The organism is Caryophanon tenue (genome assembly GCF_001700315.1).
Taxonomy (GTDB): domain Bacteria; phylum Bacillota; class Bacilli; order Bacillales_A; family Planococcaceae; genus Caryophanon; species Caryophanon tenue.
On record NZ_MASJ01000023.1, the window covers coordinates 70,106 to 93,384 of the forward strand.

Sequence of the window (23,279 nt, forward strand, 5' to 3'; positions counted from 1 at the left end):
TTGGCGTTATTGCGTATTTCTTAACGATTTTCATCGATGTTATCGCCATTCATATCGTTATCCATCAGTCATTGTAACGGCTTAATCAACGCGGTAAGCTGTGTTGTATCGAGCGGACCCATAATTTCATGTGCGATATGCCCATCCTTCGTTAAAATGACCGTGAGCGGAATGCTAAACGCACCGTACATTGTAGACACATCGCCCGTTTCATCCAACAAAATTGGGAATGTCAAACCATAATCTGCTACAAACGCCTTCGCATCTGCCTTTGTATCTTTGGTGGTGACGTTTACGGCAACAACCGATACATCATTATACGTATCAACGATTTGCTGAAAGTGAGGCATTTCCTGCTGACAAGGCCCACACCACGATGCCCAAAAGTTTAAAATCGTCACCTTTCCGCGCGTGTCTGATAACGACATGTCACTACCGGATAAGGTCGGTAATGTAAAGTCGGTCGCTTGCACGCTTGAGGTCTTGTCTGCTACCGTGGTGTTATTTGTTGACCACCAAGCGTAGCCAAGTGCGGCAACAAGTATCGTGAAAACAATAACATTTCTCATCGTGTCGTCTGCCCCTTCGTTAGCGTCAACCATACTTCTTCTAATGTGTCACAATGATGTTGTGCACATAAGTCGGTGACACGTCCTGTCGCAACGATACGACCGTGGTCAATTAAAATAACTTGGTCTGCAATTTCTTGCGCGAGGCTGAGTAAATGTGTTGAGAATAACACCATTTGGTCGCGTTCCTTTTCCGCTTCTAACAATTGCTTCAGTTTCGCAATCCAGTATGGGTCAAGTCCATTTGTCGGTTCATCTAAAATATAGCATGTGCTACTTCCCAGTAAGCTTTGTGCTAAATTGAGGCGCTGCCGCATCCCTTTTGAAAATTGCTTTACCTTCATATGCTTTACTTCTTCTAACCCTACTAGTTGTAACACATGCTGTTGTTTATCGAGTGGGATGCCTTTTAAGCTTCCTAAAAAATGCATAATTTCCCGCGCTGTTAATGTATCTGGAAACGATAAATCATCGGGCATATAGCGCACGTCATGTTGGCTACGACTTACAACGCCGCTATCTGGCTTTAGTAAATGCATCAGCACATTAATAACCGTACTTTTTCCTGCGCCATTTGAGCCAACTAATACCGTAATTTGCCCAGGCTGTAGTGTAAACTGAATATCAAATATCCCGCGCCCACCCGGAAACACTTTCGTGACGTTCTCAAATGTAATGGTCATCCTTGCTTCCCTCTCCTTTTTAATACAAATACTGCAAGCGTCAATGGCACAACAACCCATAAAACAGAAATCGCAATATAAAATAATGTGCCGAGTGCCGAGCTGTAAAAGGCAGACATGTCATAAAAGGCAGGGCCAAGTACAGCCGTTTGGTCGGAAAAGATAAAGTAGCCGTAGCGTACCCATTCAAGCGGGTTTACATGCATTGACACCATCACAAGCTTTTGCAGTACATGTTCGGCAATGACTGTGCCAACCGCCATTAACATATACGATGATAATAAGCTGACCAGTGACCAGACACCAAGTCCTAATGCTAGTGCGTGTAAACGTGTACGAGCGAAGCTGCCAAGCGCGATACTAACCGCGTTAAACATCATGATTAGTAATAACGTAATGCCAATCGCAAATAGCGGTAACGTTAAGCCACCGAAAAAGCTACCGACAAACAATGCCACCGCATACACAAATACCATAATGCCCGTAAACACACCAACAAGGGCGATATATTTCGTAAAAATATAGTGGCACATTTTCAGTGGATAGGTGCGTAGTAGACGTAGCCAGCCACTTTCTTGGTCACTCGCAATATTCATACTGCCAATGGTCAGCATAAACAGCGGGAGTAAAAACAGTAAAATATTGAGCAATGAAGCGGTTTGGCGTGTGAAATTGCCGACTTGTGGCACAGCTAAATATTGAATCATTAAAATGGCTGTAAACACAATCGCAAATAGCACTGTTACAATTTGAATCCAACGACTGCGTACAAGCTGCTTCATTTCAAGCAGTATCATCTGTAACATTCTCAATGCTCATGAACTCCCCAATTAAATGTCGTTAAATCCGTGTACGCTAGTAATTCACCGCTCGTTTCGTCGATAAAAGCTTGTGCCGCTTCTTCATTCGCAAATGCAAGCACACCGTAGTTCATCGGTGTCCAGTGCTCACTATCATATACATAGCTTGCGTCTTGAATATTAAGCCACGCGTTGGATTCAAAATCACGAATATAGCTTGCGCCAATGTTCTCGTCACCATGCTCCTCTCTATAAGCCATTAAACAACCCATATCATCAAAGACGATCGTATCACCATTTTTCAACACGCTTTGTGCCGCGTAATCCACATGAGTGATACTCATATTACAAATGGCGCATATGTCCGTTTCCGCCTGAATTTCTCGTGGTTCATATGTGTCATTACTACATGCACCTAGAAAAATGGCACATGCCGCAATAAAAGCTACATGTAATTGCTTCATCCTAATTTTCTCCTTGCTATCCAGAGTGCACCGATAAGGCTTGCACTGATGAGTAATTGTCCGGTCTTCATGTCAAATTGTAAATGTCGTTCTGTTGTAGCAATGCGCGGCGACGTATCAACAACGCCTGTTGCTTGTTCGGCACTTTCCATCATATCGAGCACAACAACACTTGGGGATCCCATAAAATATTGGTACACGGGTTTGCGTACCATCCATTGTCCGAACGCATTTGCAGCTGCATACGTAGTGTCACCAATGCCATCGCCGTCATAATCTCGCCCGTCGTAGTCATCGTAAACATTGCTCGTTAACGTAAAGCCTTCTGCATCAGTACGACTTGTTAAAATATTGCCAGCAAACTCATTGTGTTCAACCACTAAGCTTGGTGAACGTTCTACTTGTAGCGCTGTCCCGTTCGCTGTAAATATATTATTAAACACGCGCATATTTTTTACTTGTTGAATATCCATCGCTGTCATATTTTCAGCGAGCTCATTGTCACGAAACACGACATGCCGTAAATCATAAGCATACACTCCTAAACTATTTAACGAATGATTTTCGAGCACGCGGTTACGTTCAATCATAATGTCTTCTGCAACCATCACCATAAAGCCTGTCATATTATTGACAAGTGTATTGTCGTGCAATCGCACATGGTCGCTATACATCATATGCATCGCGTAACGACTATTTTCGACATGGCTATTTGTTAACGTCACACCATAAGTCGATTCCAAATAAAAGCCGTCCATCACATTTCGAATGTCGCTCGCATTCGCCGTAAAATGCTTTGATTTAAACACCGCCACTGCGTGTTGCTTCTCTGAAAAATGCCCGTCCTCTCCCGTCACACGTAAACGCTCAAACGTCAGGTCGCTGCTCTCAGTCACATAAATACCGCCGCTAACTTGCTCGATATGAACATCTTCCAATATGACGCGTGATGCCTTTTCAATAAACATCGCTTGCTTTCCTTCAATCGACACATTTTTTAGCGTTACATCCTCTGTATCACTAATAATGAGTACTGTTTCAAGGGAATGGAGCGCTGTCCCCTGTTGCCCAATAATCGTAATCGGCTTTGTGATCATAAATGTGCCACGGTACACGCGGTCTTCTAAATACAATGTCCCACCTGCTTCTGTGTCATCAATTAAGCCCTGTAATGTGTTTTTCCCAAACTTCATCACTTTCTTTTCAGGAATCGGCAATGCTTCATGAACATGTGCCCTCACAGAATACGTCGGTACAAGAACGAGACATACCATTACGAACACGACTATCCATCTTTTCATTGATCTGTCACCTATTCTTCGTGGCTGTCTTCAGTTATCATCTGACCGTGTGTATGGTCGTCACCTTGATGTGCTTGCTTTTTTTGATGGCGCTCAATGGCGTCTTGACGAATAGCGTCGATTGCGACAATTTCGCTACCTGCGTGCGCATCCATATAGGCTTGGGCATCTTCTTCATATTTAAAGAAAATATAACCCCAGTTCATCGGGGATTGTAAGTCTGTCTTAACAGCAATGGCTTCGTCTACGTTAAACCAGTTTAACGTGTAATAATCCCGTACAAATTTTTCATTTTCGACCTCATGCACATACTCATCATTTAACAAGCAACCAATATCGTCATAAAACACAACCTCGCCATTTTCACGTACTGCTTGTGCAGAAAACACACCTTGCTCATCATCCTTCATATGCACTTTCATATTGCACATAAAGCATGTTGTATTTTCAGCCGGCTCACCTAGACGTTCATCGACTACCCACACACGCTCAGTTGTCACTTCTTTTTGTTCCATTGTTAGTTGCTCGACAGCTGGTTTTTCGGTGTTAACTTCTGGTTCTGTTGTTTGCTGTTCATTGCACCCGTATAACATCAGCATCATTACTGGTGCAGCTACCCATAGTTTTTTCATCTGTTTTAAACTCCTTTATCATGTAGTACGTTTGTTTTCACTTCCTTAGTATAAAAAACAATTGTGAGGGAATCGTGAGTTTGCCGTGGCAGTTTTTTGGCAAAATTATGAACTGCTCGTTACACAATTTAGTACGAAATTCGCCATAATGACCAATTTATTTTTATTTAATAACAATAAAAGTCGGATAATGTCTCATTAGAAGTTGTCTTTAAGTGAAACAAAGTCTAAAAAATCACCTTCCCTCCGACCTAATGTCTCATAAAAAACACTAATTTTCTCAAAGTTTCCTTGTAAAGACACCCTTTTTACCATTATGATGGAATAAGATACATTTTTATTTTTAAATACATAATGTTAGGGGACTGGATAATGAAAAAACGGACACTTTCGATGTTGTTTGCATCTGCATTAGTACTAGCTGCATGTAATGCAACGGACGATAAAGAGCAAGCTGAAGAAACAGCAGAGGAAACGACAGAAGAAACAGCAACTGCCTCAACATATGAAGTCTTCACACTAACAGAAGACGCGGCTGACGTAACAAGTAAATCAGTGGAATACTCAGCAGACAAAGATGGCAATTTAGCGAAGTTTTTATTAACGCAAATTGGCCTTGAAGGTGTTGTGAATAGCACATCCTTCTCAGAAGACGGCAAAACATTAATTGTAGACTTCTATGAAAAAGGTATCACGAAAGACCAAGAAACCATTACAGGCCCTGCAGCAGCTTCATTTGCTGAACCAATTAAAGCAACATTATTTACAAATATGCCAGACTTACAGCAAATTGCGTATACAGCAGATGGTCAACCGACAGACGGCTGGTCAGACTTAACATTAGCAGAAGTAACGCGCGCTGAATGGGAAGCAACACAACAATAACAACGACAACACCCCCTGTGAGCCTTTATTGGTTCGCAGGGGGTGTTATGGTATACTAAGCGTCACAGGAGTTGAAATTCATGAATGGCAAAAACCGCAAAGATGTTTATCCAGGACTAGAGGTAGACATCATTTTAAAACAGCATCAGCGCAGTGGTGTGCGTACAAAAGGCATCGTGAAAGACCTTTTAACAAATAGCGCTTCACACCCACACGGCATTAAAGTTCGCCTCACAGACGGTCAAGTAGGCCGCGTGTGCGAAACATTTCCAAAAGTTTAGCTGATACACATACACTAAAAGCCACCAACTGATAATCAGTTGGTGGCTTTTAGTGTTCTTCCTTTGACTCACGTACACGTCGCTACTTTCTCTGCTCGGTCAAATAGGCTCGCATATCCTCTGGCAATTCCTCAATCGCAATAATGTTCATTTTCCTTGTCCCTGGTGTCGTCTCAACGACATACGCTTTCTCATCAAATTCAAGCACCGTAAATTGTGAAACGGCTTGCACATCAAAATGCTCCTGTATATAGGCGATATGCTTGCATAAGCGCAACGGAGTTTGATGGATTTGTCAGAAGCCAATAGACAAGTGGTGCACCTACAATGAGTAACGCCATACTAATCACCGTCACTTTTTTCATTCGCCTACCTCCTCTGGCTTACTTCTCTAATGCGTGGCAAAAGTCAATAAATTTCTTCGCTTGAATTAAGGACATGCCTGTTTGTTGACGCACAAATTTCACCGCTTGGATGTCACCAGCTGTCTTCATTTTGTCTTTCACAGCACAAATGAAATTCGCGTGGTAAATCTCTTCATAGTTCATATGTTGTTCGCTCCTCTTTACATCGTAATTGAATATGGTCATACTGCATAGCTGTTGGTATTCCCTCCATTTGTAACACGCCGTCTATCACAAGGCGAATGATGCGAGCATATATAAATTGGTCGCCAATAGGCTCTTCTAAATGCCCGATTACTTCGCCAATTACTCTCGCTACCTTAATCGACGTAGCATATCCGTTTTCTGCGAGGCTTTCTTGAACGACCTCTAAAATATACGCATCATAGTAGCTTTCTGGTACAGTCGCAATTGTAGCGTTTTGCCAAATGCGTAATGTATGTGGCCCTTCACTTAGCGTTTGCCACTGTTCGATAAGCTGATGGCGCTCTGCTTGTGACAATAGATATGCGCTTTCGACACTTGTATACATTCGCGCAAGCTGCACAGCAGATAGCTCTCCCATATGACGCGGCGTGAACGCGGTATTTTCATAAACCGCTTCATACGCTTTGTTAATGTTCATCACACGCAGCTCATTCTTTTTATCGTGTAACAGTGACAGTACAAAACGGAAGCCTGTTTGCTCATGCCCATTGTCGCCTGCCCAGATGATAACGCAGTGATTCGACGGAATATTACGAATTTTATTCACCGTATCGTGCATCTTTTCTGTATATGTAAAGTGTTCATCGTCATCCATTGAAAAATGATTAGCGAGCCACGCATAACGTTCCGCTATCCCGCTTCTACTTTCCAAATGACGCAGTGGACCAGCTGACCACGCATCGGAAAGAACAATGATTTGCTCATAGTTACCCGCTTCACGTAACGCAATCTTTAAGCTACCTGCTGCTGCGTCACTAAACACAATATGCGTAATATGTGCCTCTGTTTGTGCTGTACGTGCTTGCTGTTGCTGTGATGCAACGAGCGCATCATATGTACGCTGGGTTTGTAAATAAAATTGCTCCGCTGTATAGCCATTGTCCTCGGCAACGAGTTGTAGTTGCACAAACTGCTGAAGCAATAAAGCACGTACTTCCTCCTCTTCTAATTGGTGAATCAATTGTTTCATCGCGTGTACCAATTACAAAACAACCTTTCATCTTTATTATACAGAAAAAAGCACATGCAAAATGTTCAATTTCGCATGTGCTTGTCATGTATTATTTTCGTCCTACGATATAGCCAATGACTGCTCCAATAATGGCAGGCACAATCCAGCCAAGACCAATAGAATACAGTGGTAGCACATTGGCATAAAATTGTGCAATGGTATTAAAGAGCCCCACATCCACACCTGAAACGCTCGCTTTTAACGCGTTGTAGCCATCAATGACACTAATGAAAAATGTTACGGTCATTGCCCCGACATACACCGACTGTTTATGCTGGAAGAGCGGTGAGCATAGCGCGACTAAAATCAGTACAATCGCTAATGGATATAAGAACATTAGTACCGGCACCGCAAACGTAATAATATTTGTTAAGCCGACATTCGCAATCGCAAATGATACGACACAAAGTGCGAATACAAATGCTTTATACGGTACTTTTGGGAACACGTCATGGAAAAACTCACTACATGCGGTAATTAGCCCGATGCTCGTTTTTAAACACGCTAATACGATAATAAAAGCAAGTAATACCGCACCAAATGAGCCAAAATAATGCTCAGCCACTGCGGCGAAAATTAAACCGCCGTTATCAAATGTGCCAACAGCTTGAATGCTTGACGCGCCCATATACGTAATTAAGCCGTAAATGACCGCCATTAAAATCATGGCAAAGCTGCCCGCTTTCCATGTCGCTTTAGCAATTTCTTTTTTATCCGTAACACCTGCACGCTGAATCGCATGAATAACGATAATTCCAAATGCTAGCGACGCAAGCGCATCCATCGTATTATAGCCTTCTTTAAAGCCTGTCACAAATGCTTCATTTATATACATACCTTGTGGGGCTTCAAACGCACCCATTGGCTTGAATACACTAATGGCAATTAGCACAAATAAGAACATTAAAAATGCCGGCGTTAAATATTTACCGATAATGTCCATAATCTTCGCTGGGTTCAGTGAGAAATAATACACAATCGCAAAGAATACAAAGCTAAATAACGCTAAATAAAGTGTCACTTGCTCCGGTGCTAAAAACGGTTCAAAGCCGACAACGAATGGTACGGTTGCAGTACGTGGAATCGCAAAGAACGGTCCAATTGTTAAATATAGTGCCATCGCAAACACGACACCAAATAACGGATGCACACGACTTGCTAAATCGCGTAAGCCTGTACTCCCCGATAATCCAATCGCTAAAATACCTAAAAACGGCAAGCCAATTGCCGTCACTAAAAAGCCTACTAACGCAAGCCAGAAGTTTGTCCCTGCAAGCTGTCCAAGCTGCATCGGGAAAATTAAGTTACCTGCGCCAAAAAATAAGCCAAATAACATTGTGCCAATAACGGCATACTGTGAAAATGAAAGTTTTGCTTGCATACTACGTCTCCTCTAGTTGTCAAAAAACATAGTTTCTATCATAACAGGTAATTCACATGCCGACTATATATAATTTCACAATAATAATACATCTGACTATTTTTGTGGAATAACTTTACAGAAAATTGACAAAATAACGAAACTAAAATGATATAATAACATCAACCTATACAGATAGAGGAGGATACATGTGAAGCTTACAAAAGAAGAAAAATCATGGATTCTTTACGATTGTGGCAATTCCGCGTATTCGATGGCGATTACAACCGCCTTGTTTCCAATTGTTTTTGGCATGTTCCAAGGTGTCGACAATATGGACCTTGGCTACTTCAACTCTCTTGCCAGCATTTTAGTAGCGATATTAAGTCCGATTTTAGGGTCATTTGCCGATTATAAAGATAAAAAGAAACGATTCTTTACGTTCTTTGCATTGCTCGGTATTTTATCGACGCTATCATTTGCATTTATTGCGCCCGCTTCTGGTCAGTGGCAATTATTAATCGTCATGTATGTACTCTCTTGCATCGGCTTTGCCGGCGCGAATATTTTTTACGATTCATTTTTAGTCGATGTCACAACCGATGACAAGATGGACAAAGTCTCAACGAGTGGCTTTGCGTTCGGCTATATTTCATCGGTCATTCCATTTGGTATTAGCTTAGCGGTCATTTTCTTTATGGGCATGGACGCCGCAATCGGTTATCAAATCGGCTTCTTTATTACAGCACTTTGGTGGGGATTACTGACGATTCCAATGATTAAAGATGTACAGCAACGCCATTATATTGAACCGGAGCCACAGCCTATTCGCCAAAGCTTCAAGCGATTAGGCAGCACCTTTAAAGACATTCGCCATTATAAAATTGTCTTCGTCTTTTTACTTGCTTATTTTTGTTATATTGACGGGGTAGATACGATTATTAAAATGGTTGTCCCATACGCAACGAGTGTGCTCGGTACGGATACGCTCGACACCTTTACGCTGCTGGCGATTTTGCTTGTCATTCAAATTATCGCGTTTCCGTGTGCGCTTCTCTACGGACGTTTAGCGAAAATATACTCCACGCGCACGATGATTATTGTCGGCATCACGACGTATATTATTACGTGTATCGCGGCATTCTTCATTTCAGAAATGTGGCATATTTTCGTGCTCGGTATTATGATTGGCTCGGCACAAGGTGGTATTCAAGCACTTAGCCGTTCGTATTATGGCAAAATTATTCCGAAAGAACGCTCGAATGAATTTTTCGGTTTCTACAACATTTTCGGGAAATTCGCCGCAATTATCGGCCCGTTTTTAATGGCACTGACAACGACATTGACAGGCGTTGCGCAGTACAGTATTTTATCAATTATCCCGCTGTTTATTATCGGCTTGCTGATTTTCTTAACATTGCCAAAAGATGTGCAAACAGTATCATCACACACATAACAAAAAGGAGACGTCCCAAACATTTGGGCGTCTCCTTTTTTCATTTACGGCTGGCGCTTTTCCATCTCTGCTAAAGCAAGTGATGTCATTGATACAAATTGTGCGCGTGTAATCGGACTGTGTGGGTTAAAGAAGCCATCTGTACCCTTCACAATCGCTAAATCAGCAAGCGCTGATACGTACGGTGTGCCCCAATATGTGCTCGGTGTATCTTTAAATGTGGACTTACCACCTGGCTCAAATCCTGCTGCTAGTACAAGCACTTTTGCGAGTTGTCCGCGTGTTAAGTTCGCTTCTGGTTGGAATTTGCCGTTATCGCCACTAAAAATACCAGCTTGCTGTACGGCTGTAATGACATCATAATATGGATGCCACTTTGGTACGTCTGCGAATGGTGTCGCTGGTTTTACCGCTTCAAACTGGAACACATCATTTAAAATACGCGCAACATGTTTTCGTTGAATCGGTGCACCTGGCTTAAATGTACCGTCTGGGTAACCATTAATATAGCCCTTATCTGTAAAGCTTTCAATTGCACCTTGTGCCCAGTGGCCGCCAATATCTTTAAATTTCGCAACCGGCTCTGGTTTTGGTTCAGGCGCAACCGTATCTCCAAACGCTAAATAGAGCGTCATCGGTTTGCCGTTTGGTTCTTTTTGCTGCAAGTTTGCATACGGCGTTTTCAGTGTTTCATCTACATAAGCGCCTTTAAATGGTGCGCCGTTTTTATTTTGGAATGAACGTAGTGAATACCTTACAGCGGTGTCACTGCCTTGTAAATGTACCTGTTCGATAGGATTAAAATAAAAGGCAACTAAATCTAATTGTTTTAGCGAAGCCGGAATCGTCGCAGAGGCAATCTGATTATTCATAAATGCTTGATGTCCTAATGAATCGACTAACGCTGGTAAAACAATGCGCTTTAATTCATTATTCGCAAACGCTTCAGTCGAAATCGTTCTTAAATTAGATGGTAGCTTTAATGTATGAATTTTATTGTTTTTAAATGCCTGTTCTCGAATTGACGACACGCGTTCAAGTGTGACATCCTCTAGTTGATTATTAACAAACGCATAACTTTCAATCAGTGTAACAGACCTTGGCACATACAGTTCTGTCAATTTATTGTTTGAGAAGGCTTCACCACTAATCATTTCGAGGCTTTCCGATAAACGTAAAGTGGCAATAGCATTTGAACTGAACGCACCTGATCCGACATGTGTAACACTATTTGGCAGATGCACCGCTTGAATATGATTCACACTAAATGCAGATGCCTCGATTGTTTGTAACGTGTTTGGGAATGTGACATTTTCCAATTTATTATCAAAAAATGCCGACGTGCCAATTTCCTCTAAGCCATATTCAAATACGGCATCTGTTAATTGATTCCCATAAAAGGCTTGACTCCCTATTTTTTGTAAACCTTTCGGGAATGTCACACTGCGTAAAGCATTTCCATAAAAGGCATTATTGCCTATTTCTTGCAAGCCTTCGTGAAGTATCAACTCCTCTAATCGATTCCCATAAAAGGCATGCTTCCCAATGTGTGTAACAGACCCTGGAATCGTCACACTTTGTAACGTACTTTCTGTAAATAAATGAGATGCGATGTGCGTAACCCCTTCCTCAATCGTTACATGCGTCAAGCTTTTATTTTGACAAAATGCGCCTACACCAATGGATTTATTTTCTTTATGAATCGCCAATTTTTTTAAATTTGTGCCAGCAAAAGCATATATGCCAATTGTATGCAGGGTTCTCGGCAATAGTAATAATCCATCCTCGCTTGTGAGCAACGTTGCGTCAGAAAACGCATACTCGCCGATTTCTTCTACATGAGTGAGTGCCCGTATATCAATTACTGTGTCGCCTAAGCTAGCAAAAGCATTGGCATCAATTTTTCGAATGCTAGCAGGGAGCACAATTTTTTCAAGCAGCGATTCTGTCAGCCCATTTAAGGCAATCGGTGTTGAAAATGCGCTCACGCCAATTTCTGTGACAGGTATACCATCAATTTGGCTTGGGACATATAGCTCGGTGCGTTGCTGTATGCGGTCATAATTGATAATGCGTACTTCCTGCTGACCGTTTCGTGTAAACACTTCATATATCAAGCCGTCATGCTGCTGTCGTTCCAATTCTGTATCTGGAATATACTGTACGACCACTTCTACTCCTGAGAAATAGGAAAGACGAATTTGATTTGATGTTAATGATTGTGGGATTATTGCCGATTGCGTACGTACGATAAATGCTTCTTTTCCAATATGGTCAATTCCTTTTTCAATCGTTAAATGCCCCACCGAAATGTTGGCAAATGCACGGTCCCCAATATATTCAACACTCCCTGGCACAACAAGCTCGTTAAACATAGCATCGGCAAACGCCCCTTCCCCAATTACTTTGACAGAACGTGGTAAATGCCGAATCACCTTACCATAAACCGTATCATCTGCGTGCTCGCCCTTAAAAGCGCCTGCCGCAATTTCTGTTACGGGAATACCGTTTACTTCGTCAACAAGCTCAATTTCTATCCCGTGATAAATATAACCATAACCTTCTACGCGTAGTGCTCGTGCTTCTTTTTTACCGTTCTTTGCAGTGAAAATTTCGTAATGCACATTTTTTTCAATAATTATTTCAGATTGTTGTGACGCTTCATTCGCCTCTGCTTGCGGTGCAACGACACAAACTGCCGCCACGGTCGCAAATGTTGCCATCCATTTTTTCATGTTCTTGATCCTCCTATATCGTTTGCTGCTGTACAGACGGTATGAGGCTGGAAAAGTTTCATCGTTTTTAAAATTTTTAAAAATGGATGTTCCGCGCGCTACTTTCGTAGAAGCTGTCGCTTGTATTCGTATTGCCTCTATGCATTTCGTTTGATCAAAAATAGCGTTCAGTCCGAAACGCCCTTACTACATGCCCTTTACGTTAAAAAAAGCTATCTAAAAAGCGACTGCTTCCTAGATAGCTTCTATCATTACGCATAAATTTTCACATCTTGTGCTTGCTCAATCCACTGAATCGTCAGCAGCTGTGGCAAGCTTGGTTCATCGCCATGTAGCTGGACTTTTGTTGCGGATAAAACGGTAGCAAGACACGGAATAAATGTGCTCCCAGTATCAATCAACACATGATAATGACCTTGCTGTGGCAATGTATAATACGGCAGCACCCCCGTTACTTGGCAATACTTTGTCGTATAGTACGTGCCTAATAACTGTGGGAGTGTCCGCACATCTCCTCGGCGTACATGCTCACGAATTTTTGTCGAGCTAATTTTTTCACCATGCCATTTATATGCACGCACCGCTGTAAAGCCGATGCGATGTGCTGCTGCATACACCGCCAATGTGTCCGTGTTGCCCAATGCTTTATGTCCGTACGTATAGTCAAAGCCACATACAATATGCTGGACGCGCAATTTACGCACGTAAGCTTCTAAAAAACAGTCAGGTGATAGCTGCGCAAGCTCCTGTGTAAACTGCACAACATAAAAAATATCGACGCCGAGCTGCTCTAACTTCTGTGCCTTTTGTTCAATCGGCTCAAGATAATGGATAGCTTGTCGCTGTAGCACGCTTTTTGGATGTGGAAAGAAAGAGAGCACTGCAAGCGCAATACCTTGCTTCACTGCCTGTTTTTTGGCGGCTAAAATCACTTTTTGATGCCCGACATGTACCCCGTCAAAATAGCCTAATGCCATGACGACACGTGGTGCTCGCTGTTGAATGCCCGCTAACTGATGTGCTTCTACAAATTGTATACGCATGCTAGTGCCCCCTCGTTAGTTGTTATACTTTTACAAGTGACTGTGCCACTTCATAAATGACATCTTCCTGTCCACCGACTGCTTTTAGTTTACCGATACGCATTAAAATTTCGCGCTCATCTACGCCAAATTGCTGTGCCGCTTTTTGTGCATGTAGCAGGAAGCTCGAATACACGCCCGCTTTTCCTAAAATCAGACTACTCGCCGTAATTTCCTGTGGCTGTTGCATTAAAGGCGCAATCACATTTGTTGCCGTATCAAGGAGCGGATATAAATCAATGCCTGTATGATAGCCAAGCTTTTCGAGTACGGCTACCATCACTTCTGTTTGCGTATTCCCTGCGCCCGCTCCAAGTGCACGCATACTCCCATCAATATACGTTGCGCCTGCTTCTACTGCCGCAATCGTATTCGCCATCGCCATCGATAAATTGTTGTGCGCATGGAACCCAATTTCACATGATAATGCCTCACGTAATGCCGTAATACGTTCTGTCACGTCTTGTGGCAACATCGCGCCTGCTGAGTCGGTCACATATACCACTTCTGCACCATATGATTCAAATCGCTTTGCTTGTGCGACAATTGTTTCAACTGATGCCATATGTGCCATCATTAAGAAGCCCACTGTTTTTAAGCCTAGCTCGCGTCCTAGTTGAATATGCTGTGCCGCTACATCCGCTTCTGTTACATGTGTCGCAACGCGCACCATTTTCGCGCCTGCTGACACTGCCTGCTGTAAATCATACTTTGTACCGATACCCGGAATGAGTAAGACTGCAACCTTTGACGTTGTACAAACAGACGCCGCCGCTTCAATTAACTTCAGTTCATTTTTTGCTGATAAGCCGTACTGTAACGATGAACCGCCAAGACCGTCACCGTGTGATACTTCAAAATAAGGGACACCTGCTGCATTTAACCCTTGCGCTGCTGCTTGTACTTGAGCCTCTGTAAAGGCATGACGTACCGAATGACTACCATCCCGTAACGACACATCTAATAATGTTAGTTTGTTTGTCATACGATACCCGCTCCTTTTTGCTGTAAATGAGTGGCAATACGGTTCGCCACTTGCACCGCCGCAGCTGTCATAATATCTAAATTCCCTGCGTACGCTGGTAAATAGTCCGCCGCTCCGTTGACCTCTAAGAAAATGGACACGCGCTTCTCTTCAAATACGGTTTCTGCCTTTAATGTATAGCCTGGTACATACGCCTGTACCGCTTCTACCATGTTGTGAATCGACGCACGAATCGCCTCTTCATGCCCAGGTTCCTCCACTAATAAATGAATCGTATCGCGCATAATGATTGGTGGCTCTGCTGGGTTTAATAAAATAATGGCTTTTCCTTTTTTCGCACCGCCCACTTCCTCGATTGCTCGTGCTGTTGTCGATGTAAATTCGTCAATATTGGCACGCGTTCCAGGACCGGCACTTTTACTTGAAATGGTCGCAACAATTTCTGCGTACGTAACTGGGACAATACGACTTACCGCATAAATCATCGGAATCGTTGCTTGTCCACCGCATGTCACCATATTGACATTCGGCTCTTCAATATGTGTATCGCCGTTCACTGGTGGTACGACAAACGGACCAATCGCAGCCGGTGTTAAATCAATGACTCTTTTCCCTGTAGCTGTTAAAGCATCGCTATTTTGTCTGTGCGCATACGCACTCGTTGCGTCAAATACGATATCCACTAAGTCTAAACGCTCGACTAAGCCGTCAATCCCTGTCGCAATCGTTTCATAGCCACGTTTTGCGGCGCGCTGTAAGCCGTCTGAGTTTGGGTCAATGCCGACCATGACGCTCATTTCAAGCACATCGCTGCGCTCGATTTTATACATTAAGTCCGTTCCGATATTGCCTGAACCGATAATTCCAACTTTTAACTTTGTCATCTAATGCCCACTTCCTTTGCGAAGGTAGCGCTTACTTTTCCAAGCGCACCGAAATCTGCTTCAAATACGTCGCCCGCTTCAAATGTGACTGCTTTTGACACTGCACCTGACAACACAAACATACCTGGCTCAATCATAACGCCGTATTCACGTATCGCATTCGCCAGCCATACAACCGCTTCAAGTGGATTGCCAAGCACTGCCGCACTCGTTGCTGTATCGAAAGCCTTACCATTTTTAGACGCTGTCATCGGAATCGCTGTAATATCTTCCACATCCACGAGCTTCGTTTTTGTCGTGCCAAGCACTGCACCAGCGGATGAACCGTTATCCGCAACCGTATCTTCAAATTGAATACGCCAATCCGCAATGCGACTATCAATAATCTCAATTGCTGGGACAACATAATCAACAGCGGCGATAACATCTTCTACAGTGACAGTCCCTGTAAGGGCTTGCTTAAAGAAAAATGCAAGCTCAAATTCAACTTTTGGTTGAATAAACGGCGTCACATCAATCGTGCTATCAAATACCATTGTGTCTAAAATAAACCCGTAGTCCGGCGTATACACACCGAGCATATCTTGCATTACTTTACTTGTTAACCCTATTTTTAAGCCTTTCACTGTTGCGCCTTGTGCTTTTTTTGCGGCTATTTGCGCAATCTGAATACGATACGCATCATCAACGGTAATGTGTGGCATCGTTTCTGTCAGTGGCGCAATCGTTTTTTTTGTACGTTCTGCTTCTAATAAACGCTGTGCTACTTGTTCAATATTCATGCGACTCTCCCCCTTACACATTCGCTGGCACTGTTTGTAGTTGACGGTATTGTCCACCGAAAAATAATAATGGCTCGCCGTCTGTTAGGTGAATATCTTTTACTTTTCCAATGAATAATGTATGGTCGCCCTCGATATGTTCAGCAACGATGTCACACGCAACTTGCGCAATCGCCCCTCGTAACACCGGTTGGTCGGCTAAACGGTCAAATGTAATGTCCTCACCTGGACGCCCTGCAAAGTGACGTGAATACGCTTCTTGGTCAGCCGCTAAAATATTGACCGTATACGTTTTTGCACGCGACACCTTTTCTAAAAATTTTGCTTTATGACCAATTGAAATGACGACTAATTTTGGATCCAGTGATACCGACATAAAGCCATTCGCCGTCATGCCATGTACCTCACCATCATTTTCAGTCAATAATACCGTCACCCCTGTTGCGAACTTGCCCATTGCATCTCGAAATAAACGATCGTCCATCTAAATCCCTCCATATAAAATTTTTTTGTAAGTATTGCTATCGTAACATGACCACTTTCGAAAAGATTCACACAAAAGTGAGGAATTTTCCGTAAATTCCGCTGTAAACATACGAAATTCTGTTTATAACCACTGAAATTTCTCGTTAAAACAATATATTACTATTCAAAAGCACAAACCTAATCGTTTCTCACGACTACGGCTTCCCGCATGTTTTCGAACACGAAAAGAGCAAAACGTCTAAGACGAATTACTCAAAAAGAAAGATTATTTCACATTTTCAGATAAATTCATGTAAGATAAATATACATTTCGCTACCTCACATAAACATGCGCTGAAAACGATATATTGCTGACACTTGTATCGTATCATATGCTTTTTTCGAATGATTCCTACGAAAAGTAGCATAATTTTCACTTTTTCAGCATGTTTGAGCGAATTCAATTAGATTACTCATTAGAATAAGAGGTGGCATTTATGGAACATCACGTAAATTTAATGAAAACAAAGGATATTTTTAATTTGTCAAAGGATGCGGCACTACATCATTTTTATGAGCGTGTCATTAGCGTGCCGATCTCTGTGCGTACTGCATTAAAGAAAGAGCTACGCGCGACGATTGGCGATGACCGCACAAAAGGCGTGTTTATTCGTTACGGCTGGCACTGTGGCATGAGCGATGCTGAAAAAAGTAAAGCGCTCGGCTCAAAAACGGAACTTGACTTAATTAAAATGGGCCCGAAATTTCATATTTTGCATGGCTATTTAGATGATGTTGACATTACAAATTTAGAAATGGATGAGCATGGACACACAAAGCGCATTGACCTTATTTGGACAAATTCTTTTGAAGCAGCCGAATATTTACGCGAGCACGATATTAATGATACGCCAGTATGTCATCATTTATGCGGCTATGCGAGCGGTTATTTATCGAGCGTCTTAAATACGCAAGTTATCGTAAAAGAAACTGCTTGCGTCGGCATGGGACACACGCATTGTGAAGCCGTATGTATGCCGCTTGCGCAATGGGGCGATGAACTTGAGAATGAGCATCGCTATTACCAACAAACAAGCATGCTTGAAGAACTCGATGAAGTAACCGCAAAGCTCAAAAAAGAAAAAGACTATTTAACACAAGCCAATGACGTGCTCAAACAATTTACAAATGCGCTTCTCAGCAACCAAGGCATTCAAAAAATTGTTGATTTATTGTACGAAACAACTGGCGTGACGGCGTGTATTGAAAACGAACAGCATGAGCCAATTGTTTTTGCGGGTACAATGCCAGCGAACTATGCATGCCCAACGCGTGTTGAAGAACCAACATTGCTCACATGTGCTGATGTACATGTGTTAAAAGCGCCTATTTTCTTTGAACATGCCATTAAAGGTTACTGTTCATTTATTTACGATGAGCCGAACACGTCGACAAATCTGCATTATTTGCTGCTCGACAAAGCATCCTTAACCGCATCCATTGTGTTATTAAACGAGCAAGTGAAAATTCATACCGAGCAAAATGTGCGCCGTAACTTTTTAAATGATGTACTCGCAACACGTTTGACAGCAGACGAGATTCATAAAATTGCATACTACTTAAAGTTTAAGCCCGATGCGAATTACAGTATGCTCGTGATGAAGCATGAAATGGGCGCACAAGATGATACGTTTGAGCTAACAGAAGCAGTAGTACAACATATTCATCAGTTTTTCCAAACGCGGCATGTCAATGCGATTATTTCGCCACAAGACCAGCAGCTGACGATTTTACTTGATGATGACTCAGTACAGCAGCTCAACTTAAAGCGTCATACTTTCTTCGAGTATTTATTGAAGCACTGCGCACGCCGCTTCAAAACACATACATTTGCGATTGGTGTTAGTTCTGTATTGCCGACCATTCAAAGTGCTAACACATTATATGAAGAAGCACAAGCTGCCATTCGTATGTACCAAGCAAACAAAAGTATTTACTACTTTGAAGATTTAGAGCTAGAAAGCTTATTATTTCAGATGGAGCGTACGGATGTGGTCGACCGTTTTATCGACAAGCAAGTCGGGCTACTGCTTGCCGAGGATAAAGATTTCGATTTAACGAATACACTGTATCGTTATATTGAGCAGGGCATGAACTTAAATCACACAGCAAAGGTACTCACAATGTCCATTAGTGGGCTGCGCTACCGTTTAGCCAAAATCAGCGAGCTTCTGCACGTGTCACTTGACGATACCGAGCGTTTATTCTCAATTTTTATGGCACTGAAAATTTTAAAAGCACAAGGGCATATTAAGTTATCGCGCTAAATATTAGATGAAAGACCGCTTGGCGTCTACATTGCCAAGCGGTCTTTTGTGATGTACACCCAAAAAATCCCCTCACTTTTCTCTCCCCTTTTATAGGAAAAGATCCATTCTTTGAAAGCGTTTTCGCGAAAAAATGCTAAAAAAATCGTTTTTTCAGTATTTTGTGTAGCTTTTTGTCGTAGTCACATTCTTCTATACTAAGGGTACATCAGATTTATTTACTGATTGCGTTTATTTTGGAAGGAGGAACTATACTATGCCTGTTAATGTATTAGCATCTGTAGAAGAGACAGTAAATCGCGAGGAACTACTTCAAAAAGCAAAAGAGGTTGGACAGCTTGCGGAGAAGTACGCGGACGAAACAGACAAAAATGGTCGCTTACCAGACGAGGTATTAGACAAAATTAAAGAAGCGGGCTTCCAAAAGCTATTACGTCCGAAAACATATGGCGGTCAAAACTTAGATTACTACACATTCGGTGACATTATTCGCACCGTTGCGAATTATAGTGTTTCTGCTGCATGGCTCACATATTTCGCGATTATTCACGAAACATGGCCAGCCTTTTTACCGAAGCAAGGTCGCGAAGAATTATTTGGCAGTGACGCACTAATGGCAGATGTGTTCGCACCAATGGGGACAGTAACGAATGACCCGGACGGTGAAGGCTATCGTCTCTCAGGAACATGGAACTTCTGTAGTGGTGTCTTCTGGTGTGATTGGATTGCTCTTGGCGCAGCACATCAAATGCGTGACGGCGACGCACCTGAAGTAAGTTTATTCATCGTGCATAAAAAAGACATTACGATTATCGAAAACTGGGACACAATCGGCTTACGTGGTACAGGTAGTAATGCCGTAGAAGTACATGACATTTACGTACCTGCACATTATGTATTCCCGTTACAACGTGTGTTAGATGGTGCAGTTGCGCCAGACGGCAATTATGAGGAAGATTATCAAATTTTCAACGTACCGTACTTAGCCTTCTTCTTAGCAGGTTTCCAACATGTCGCAATCGGTGCAGTTGAACGGCTTGTTCAAAATTTCCGAGAGAAAACAGAAAAGCGCGTGCGTATTTTCAACAATAACGCCAACGAAAAAAATGCTGGCACAGCGCAACGTACACTCGCTGAATTAAATGTACAGCTAACGGCATTAAAAGCACTTTCAAACGACTATGCAGCACGTTTACACCGCTATCAAGATGCAGGTCTTCGCACGTTAGATGAAGAAGAGCGCGAGCAATTATTCGCAATGCGTGGCTATGTCGCGAAAACATGTACAGAAATGGCATCACGCATTTTAATTACAATGGGTGGTAATGCTGTGTATAAGAGTGATGGCTCCGAGCGCTTTGTACGTGATATTTTAGCAGTCGCAGCACATCCGACACATCAATATGAAGATGCACTTGCTGGATATGGTAGCGCGATTTTAGGCTTTAAAGGACATCCAATTTGGTAAATACTATTTCAATGCACATATAAAAAGGGAGGAATTTATTATGGTACAAGAACCAATGTTTGATATTGCACAATTAGCACACATCGAGATTTACAGCCCAAAGTTAGAGGAATCTGTAGCATTCTTTAAAGATATTTTAGGCATGGATGAGTCACACCGTGAAGGGAAATCAGTCTATATGCGTGCTTATGAAGACCACTATCATAACACGCTCATTATTACTGAGCATCATGAAGCTGGTTTAGGTCATATCGCATTACGTACAACGTCTGAGCAAGCATTAGAGCGCCGCGCTGCTGCTATTGAAGCGCTTGGCTGCGGCATCGGCTGGATTGACGGTGACGTTGGACATGGACGTGCATACCAATTCCGCACACCGGATGGGCATAAAATTGAAATCTTATGGGATGTTGACTACTACGAAGCACCAGAAGCAGAACGTACACCACTGCTAAACCGTCCACAACGTCGTCCAAACCGTGGCGTGCCTGTACGTCGCTTAGACCATATTAACTTATTAAGCAAAGAAACAGATAAAAACATGGCGTTCTTACAAGAAGCACTTGGCTTTAAAGTACGTGAGCGTATCGTAGCCGACGATGATTCATCGATTGCAGCATGGTTAAGTGTCAGCAACTTAGTACATGACATCGCAATTATGGGTGACGGTATGGGCGAAAGCGGTCGTCTTCACCACATTTGCTACTGGTATGGCTACCCACAACATTTATCAGATGTAGCGGATTTATTAATTGAGCGTGGCTATGATATCGAAGCTGGTCCTGGTAAACATGGCGTAACACAAGCTGCTTTCCTTTACGTATTAGAGCCAGGCGGAAATCGCGTCGAGTTATTCGGTGACCCAGGCTACCAAATTTTTGACCCTGCTTGGAAAACAATTGAGTGGAAAGGCAAAGATTTAGAAAAAGCGATTATTTGGCACGGCTCAAACTTACCACAGGAGTTCTTTAACTATGGCACACCTGCACGTACAGGCGAACTCATTAAATAACACGGTGCGTTGTATGGCGATTTTCCATACAACGTATACTTTACGCAAAAAGGGGATTTTAGACGATGGACATTCAATCAAAATTCATTGATATTAATGGCACTTCGACACATTATCACGCAGAAGGCTCAGGTGATGAGACGATTATTTTAATTCACGGCTCTGGCCCAGGTGTATCCGCGTTTGCGAACTGGCGACTTGTGATTCCACGCTTAAGTGAGCAGTACCGCGTATTCGCACCAGATATTATTGGGTTTGGACAAACAGAGAAGCCACAAGACCATGTGTATACAATGGAGTTATGGGTCGAGCATTTAATTACATTTATCGAAACCGTCGCAAAAGGACCTGTTTATTTAATCGGGAACTCATTTGGTGGTGCATTATCACTTCAAATTGCACACCGCCGTCCAGACTTACTGAAAAAGCTGATTTTAATGGGTAGCGTCGGTACAAAGCATCCAATCTCTGAAGGACTTGATAAAGTATGGGGCTATGAACCAAGTTTAGATGCGATGCGTGAATTAATTCGCTTATTCTCATATGACCAAGCTGCGGCAAATAATGAAGAGCTTGTACGTTTACGTTACGAAGCGAGTAAAGACCCTGAAGCACATGCGGCCTTTTCGGCAATGTTCCCGGAACCACGCCAAGCAAAGCTTGACGAAATGGCACTAGAAGATGAGGAAATTCGTGCAATTGATATCGAAACATTGATTTTCCACGGCTTAAATGACCAAATCATTCCGATTGAAGAAACAAGCTATCGTTTAGTGGAACTATTACCACATGCACAGCTACATGTCTTCACACAATGTGGACACTGGACTCAAATTGAAAAAACCGAGCCATTTATCGACCATATTTTAACATTTTTAGCAGGATATCCGTCAAAAGTTTCGCGGTAATCATTCCTTTATATAATAAAAAAGAGCACACCATATTTCTTCGGTGCGCTCTTTTTTATATTCACACTTTAAATATTATCATTAATACAAATAAAGCATTTAATTTTCGGCTTAAACTTTATAAAATCATATGTATTTCGTTTGTAGCGATAGTTTGTTTATTCAGTTGCTTTGAAATATCATCTTTTTCAATTACTCCTAGCTCACCGCGTGCTGATAGTTCTTCTATGACCGCTGACCTTCCGACTCTGTGTGCGGTCATTTCATATACCGACCCGACAATCGTTTAGAAGGTTTCTCCTGCTTCGCGTGCCCCTGCATCTATATGTGCAATTACGTCTATTGCCGCTGCATCAAAATACGTAAAATCACAATAAAAAGCAATCAAGACCATCTTTTTGTATAAAAAGTTACATCATAACAACCTCAAAATTCTGCTCATTTCCCCACTTATTCTTCTGTTTGTGTGCGATTAATTGCTATGTATTGTCGATACATTTATACTAATAATCAAACCGTAACGTGATGGTTTTTGCGTAAACAACTTGTAGCTATGTATAGATGATGAAAATGAACA

At 42.3% G+C, this 23,279-nt stretch carries 24 protein-coding genes; 7 read left to right on the top strand and 17 right to left on the bottom strand.

Features of this window, described 5'->3' with window-relative positions; genetic code table 11:
- Positions 1-68 precede the first annotated feature (68 nt).
- The 6 genes from A6M13_RS10490 to A6M13_RS10515 are packed head-to-tail and all read right to left on the bottom strand — an operon-like array spanning position 69 to position 4,449.
- Entirely contained in the window at positions 69-569 is a 501-nt protein-coding gene (locus A6M13_RS10490; protein WP_066545841.1) for a TlpA family protein disulfide reductase, read from the bottom strand.
- Positions 566-1,252: an ABC transporter ATP-binding protein gene (locus A6M13_RS10495; RefSeq protein WP_066545843.1), complete on the bottom strand. Its 687-nt coding sequence runs from the start codon at positions 1,250-1,252 to the stop codon at positions 566-568. The genes A6M13_RS10490 and A6M13_RS10495 overlap by 4 nt, the downstream gene beginning before the upstream one ends.
- Positions 1,249-2,058: an ABC transporter permease gene (locus tag A6M13_RS10500; protein WP_083998328.1), complete on the bottom strand. Its 810-nt coding sequence runs from the start codon at positions 2,056-2,058 to the stop codon at positions 1,249-1,251. Before A6M13_RS10500 ends, A6M13_RS10495 begins: the two co-directional genes overlap by 4 nt.
- 2 nt (positions 2,059-2,060) lie before the next feature.
- Positions 2,061-2,516, bottom strand: coding sequence for a nitrous oxide reductase accessory protein NosL (locus A6M13_RS10505; RefSeq protein ID WP_066545845.1), 456 nt, complete (start codon positions 2,514-2,516; stop codon positions 2,061-2,063).
- Positions 2,513-3,817 carry a right-handed parallel beta-helix repeat-containing protein gene (locus A6M13_RS10510; protein ID WP_066545848.1) on the bottom strand — a complete coding sequence of 435 codons (1,305 nt, stop codon included), beginning with the start codon at positions 3,815-3,817 and terminating at the stop codon, positions 2,513-2,515. Before A6M13_RS10510 ends, A6M13_RS10505 begins: the two co-directional genes overlap by 4 nt.
- Positions 3,818-3,828: 11 nt before the next feature.
- On the bottom strand, positions 3,829-4,449 hold the full coding sequence (locus tag A6M13_RS10515; protein ID WP_066545851.1) for a nitrous oxide reductase accessory protein NosL: 621 nt from the start codon (positions 4,447-4,449) through the stop codon (positions 3,829-3,831).
- 372 nt (positions 4,450-4,821) lie between these two features.
- Here A6M13_RS10515 and A6M13_RS10520 point away from each other — a divergent pair, with 372 nt between their 5' ends.
- Positions 4,822-5,334, top strand: coding sequence for a hypothetical protein (locus A6M13_RS10520; RefSeq protein WP_066545853.1), 513 nt, complete (start codon positions 4,822-4,824; stop codon positions 5,332-5,334).
- 80 nt (positions 5,335-5,414) lie between these two features.
- Entirely contained in the window at positions 5,415-5,615 is a 201-nt protein-coding gene (locus tag A6M13_RS10525) for a YwbE family protein (RefSeq protein ID WP_066545854.1), read from the top strand.
- An 82-nt stretch (positions 5,616-5,697) separates the two neighbouring features.
- Here A6M13_RS10525 and A6M13_RS16550 read toward each other — a convergent pair whose 3' ends face one another.
- From A6M13_RS16550 to brnQ, 5 genes are all read right to left on the bottom strand, one after another.
- Complete coding sequence (locus A6M13_RS16550) at positions 5,698-5,847, bottom strand: hypothetical protein (RefSeq protein WP_245669301.1); 150 nt, start codon at positions 5,845-5,847, stop codon at positions 5,698-5,700.
- A gap of 1 nt (position 5,848) precedes the next feature.
- Positions 5,849-5,980, bottom strand: a complete 132-nt coding sequence (locus A6M13_RS16605) for a hypothetical protein (protein ID WP_281181717.1) — start codon at positions 5,978-5,980, stop codon at positions 5,849-5,851.
- 18 nt (positions 5,981-5,998) lie between these two features.
- The gene (locus tag A6M13_RS16325) at positions 5,999-6,163 is read right to left on the bottom strand and encodes a hypothetical protein (protein WP_169817438.1); all 165 of its coding nucleotides are present in this window, start codon (positions 6,161-6,163) and stop codon (positions 5,999-6,001) included.
- Entirely contained in the window at positions 6,153-7,196 is a 1,044-nt protein-coding gene (locus tag A6M13_RS10535) for a DUF1835 domain-containing protein (protein WP_141680946.1), read from the bottom strand. Before A6M13_RS10535 ends, A6M13_RS16325 begins: the two co-directional genes overlap by 11 nt.
- A gap of 91 nt (positions 7,197-7,287) precedes the next feature.
- Positions 7,288-8,619, bottom strand: a complete 1,332-nt coding sequence (brnQ, locus tag A6M13_RS10540; RefSeq protein ID WP_066545858.1) for a branched-chain amino acid transport system II carrier protein — start codon at positions 8,617-8,619, stop codon at positions 7,288-7,290.
- 253 nt (positions 8,620-8,872) lie between these two features.
- Here brnQ and A6M13_RS10545 point away from each other — a divergent pair, with 253 nt between their 5' ends.
- Positions 8,873-10,054, top strand: coding sequence for an MFS transporter (locus A6M13_RS10545; RefSeq protein ID WP_169817440.1), 1,182 nt, complete (start codon positions 8,873-8,875; stop codon positions 10,052-10,054).
- Between the two features lie 44 nt (positions 10,055-10,098).
- Here A6M13_RS10545 and A6M13_RS10550 read toward each other — a convergent pair whose 3' ends face one another.
- The 6 genes from A6M13_RS10550 to A6M13_RS10575 all read right to left on the bottom strand — a co-directional run bounded on the left by A6M13_RS10550 (position 10,099) and on the right by A6M13_RS10575 (position 17,006).
- Positions 10,099-12,789 carry a leucine-rich repeat protein gene (locus tag A6M13_RS10550; protein WP_066545865.1) on the bottom strand — a complete coding sequence of 897 codons (2,691 nt, stop codon included), beginning with the start codon at positions 12,787-12,789 and terminating at the stop codon, positions 10,099-10,101.
- A gap of 251 nt (positions 12,790-13,040) precedes the next feature.
- Entirely contained in the window at positions 13,041-13,832 is a 792-nt protein-coding gene (locus A6M13_RS10555; protein ID WP_066545869.1) for an FAD synthetase family protein, read from the bottom strand.
- A 22-nt stretch (positions 13,833-13,854) separates the two neighbouring features.
- On the bottom strand, positions 13,855-14,856 hold the full coding sequence (gene dmpG / locus A6M13_RS10560; protein ID WP_066545872.1) for a 4-hydroxy-2-oxovalerate aldolase: 1,002 nt from the start codon (positions 14,854-14,856) through the stop codon (positions 13,855-13,857).
- On the bottom strand, positions 14,853-15,740 hold the full coding sequence (locus tag A6M13_RS10565; protein ID WP_066545875.1) for an acetaldehyde dehydrogenase (acetylating): 888 nt from the start codon (positions 15,738-15,740) through the stop codon (positions 14,853-14,855). The genes dmpG and A6M13_RS10565 overlap by 4 nt, the downstream gene beginning before the upstream one ends.
- Positions 15,737-16,522: a 2-keto-4-pentenoate hydratase gene (locus A6M13_RS10570; RefSeq protein WP_066545890.1), complete on the bottom strand. Its 786-nt coding sequence runs from the start codon at positions 16,520-16,522 to the stop codon at positions 15,737-15,739. Before A6M13_RS10570 ends, A6M13_RS10565 begins: the two co-directional genes overlap by 4 nt.
- Before the next feature lie 13 nt (positions 16,523-16,535).
- Complete coding sequence (locus A6M13_RS10575) at positions 16,536-17,006, bottom strand: flavin reductase family protein (protein WP_066545892.1); 471 nt, start codon at positions 17,004-17,006, stop codon at positions 16,536-16,538.
- Between the two features lie 478 nt (positions 17,007-17,484).
- Here A6M13_RS10575 and A6M13_RS10580 point away from each other — a divergent pair, with 478 nt between their 5' ends.
- The 4 genes from A6M13_RS10580 (at position 17,485) to A6M13_RS10595 (ending at position 22,702) form a co-directional block, all read left to right on the top strand.
- Complete coding sequence (locus tag A6M13_RS10580) at positions 17,485-19,314, top strand: helix-turn-helix domain-containing protein (RefSeq protein WP_066545895.1); 1,830 nt, start codon at positions 17,485-17,487, stop codon at positions 19,312-19,314.
- 256 nt (positions 19,315-19,570) lie between these two features.
- Positions 19,571-20,782: an acyl-CoA dehydrogenase family protein gene (locus A6M13_RS10585; protein ID WP_066545898.1), complete on the top strand. Its 1,212-nt coding sequence runs from the start codon at positions 19,571-19,573 to the stop codon at positions 20,780-20,782.
- A gap of 40 nt (positions 20,783-20,822) precedes the next feature.
- Positions 20,823-21,794: a catechol 2,3-dioxygenase gene (locus tag A6M13_RS10590; RefSeq protein ID WP_066545901.1), complete on the top strand. Its 972-nt coding sequence runs from the start codon at positions 20,823-20,825 to the stop codon at positions 21,792-21,794.
- 65 nt (positions 21,795-21,859) lie between these two features.
- The gene (locus A6M13_RS10595; protein WP_066545904.1) at positions 21,860-22,702 is read left to right on the top strand and encodes an alpha/beta fold hydrolase; all 843 of its coding nucleotides are present in this window, start codon (positions 21,860-21,862) and stop codon (positions 22,700-22,702) included.
- Positions 22,703-23,279 lie beyond the last annotated feature (577 nt).

What these genes read in the sequence shown, in the direction of transcription:
- A6M13_RS10595 (WP_066545904.1), top strand. Translation starts at nt 21,860, where the DNA reads ATGGACATTCAATCAAAATTCATTGATATTAATGGCACTTCGACACAT.
- A6M13_RS10515 (WP_066545851.1), bottom strand. Translation starts at nt 4,449, where the DNA reads ATGAAAAAACTATGGGTAGCTGCACCAGTAATGATGCTGATGTTATAC.
- A6M13_RS10575 (WP_066545892.1), bottom strand. Translation starts at nt 17,006, where the DNA reads ATGGACGATCGTTTATTTCGAGATGCAATGGGCAAGTTCGCAACAGGG.
- A6M13_RS10590 (WP_066545901.1), top strand. Translation starts at nt 20,823, where the DNA reads ATGGTACAAGAACCAATGTTTGATATTGCACAATTAGCACACATCGAG.
- A6M13_RS10550 (WP_066545865.1), bottom strand. Translation starts at nt 12,789, where the DNA reads ATGAAAAAATGGATGGCAACATTTGCGACCGTGGCGGCAGTTTGTGTC.
- A6M13_RS10495 (WP_066545843.1), bottom strand. Translation starts at nt 1,252, where the DNA reads ATGACCATTACATTTGAGAACGTCACGAAAGTGTTTCCGGGTGGGCGC.
- A6M13_RS10500 (WP_083998328.1), bottom strand. Translation starts at nt 2,058, where the DNA reads ATGTTACAGATGATACTGCTTGAAATGAAGCAGCTTGTACGCAGTCGT.
- A6M13_RS10510 (WP_066545848.1), bottom strand. Translation starts at nt 3,817, where the DNA reads ATGAAAAGATGGATAGTCGTGTTCGTAATGGTATGTCTCGTTCTTGTA.
- A6M13_RS16605 (WP_281181717.1), bottom strand. Translation starts at nt 5,980, where the DNA reads ATGAAAAAAGTGACGGTGATTAGTATGGCGTTACTCATTGTAGGTGCA.
- A6M13_RS10545 (WP_169817440.1), top strand. Translation starts at nt 8,873, where the DNA reads ATGGCGATTACAACCGCCTTGTTTCCAATTGTTTTTGGCATGTTCCAA.
- A6M13_RS10525 (WP_066545854.1), top strand. Translation starts at nt 5,415, where the DNA reads ATGAATGGCAAAAACCGCAAAGATGTTTATCCAGGACTAGAGGTAGAC.
- A6M13_RS10570 (WP_066545890.1), bottom strand. Translation starts at nt 16,522, where the DNA reads ATGAATATTGAACAAGTAGCACAGCGTTTATTAGAAGCAGAACGTACA.
- brnQ (WP_066545858.1), bottom strand. Translation starts at nt 8,619, where the DNA reads ATGCAAGCAAAACTTTCATTTTCACAGTATGCCGTTATTGGCACAATG.
- A6M13_RS10520 (WP_066545853.1), top strand. Translation starts at nt 4,822, where the DNA reads ATGAAAAAACGGACACTTTCGATGTTGTTTGCATCTGCATTAGTACTA.
- A6M13_RS10585 (WP_066545898.1), top strand. Translation starts at nt 19,571, where the DNA reads ATGCCTGTTAATGTATTAGCATCTGTAGAAGAGACAGTAAATCGCGAG.
- A6M13_RS10555 (WP_066545869.1), bottom strand. Translation starts at nt 13,832, where the DNA reads ATGCGTATACAATTTGTAGAAGCACATCAGTTAGCGGGCATTCAACAG.
- A6M13_RS10580 (WP_066545895.1), top strand. Translation starts at nt 17,485, where the DNA reads ATGGAACATCACGTAAATTTAATGAAAACAAAGGATATTTTTAATTTG.
- A6M13_RS10505 (WP_066545845.1), bottom strand. Translation starts at nt 2,516, where the DNA reads ATGAAGCAATTACATGTAGCTTTTATTGCGGCATGTGCCATTTTTCTA.
- A6M13_RS16325 (WP_169817438.1), bottom strand. Translation starts at nt 6,163, where the DNA reads ATGAACTATGAAGAGATTTACCACGCGAATTTCATTTGTGCTGTGAAA.
- A6M13_RS10490 (WP_066545841.1), bottom strand. Translation starts at nt 569, where the DNA reads ATGAGAAATGTTATTGTTTTCACGATACTTGTTGCCGCACTTGGCTAC.
- dmpG (WP_066545872.1), bottom strand. Translation starts at nt 14,856, where the DNA reads ATGACAAACAAACTAACATTATTAGATGTGTCGTTACGGGATGGTAGT.
- A6M13_RS10565 (WP_066545875.1), bottom strand. Translation starts at nt 15,740, where the DNA reads ATGACAAAGTTAAAAGTTGGAATTATCGGTTCAGGCAATATCGGAACG.
- A6M13_RS10535 (WP_141680946.1), bottom strand. Translation starts at nt 7,196, where the DNA reads ATGAAACAATTGATTCACCAATTAGAAGAGGAGGAAGTACGTGCTTTA.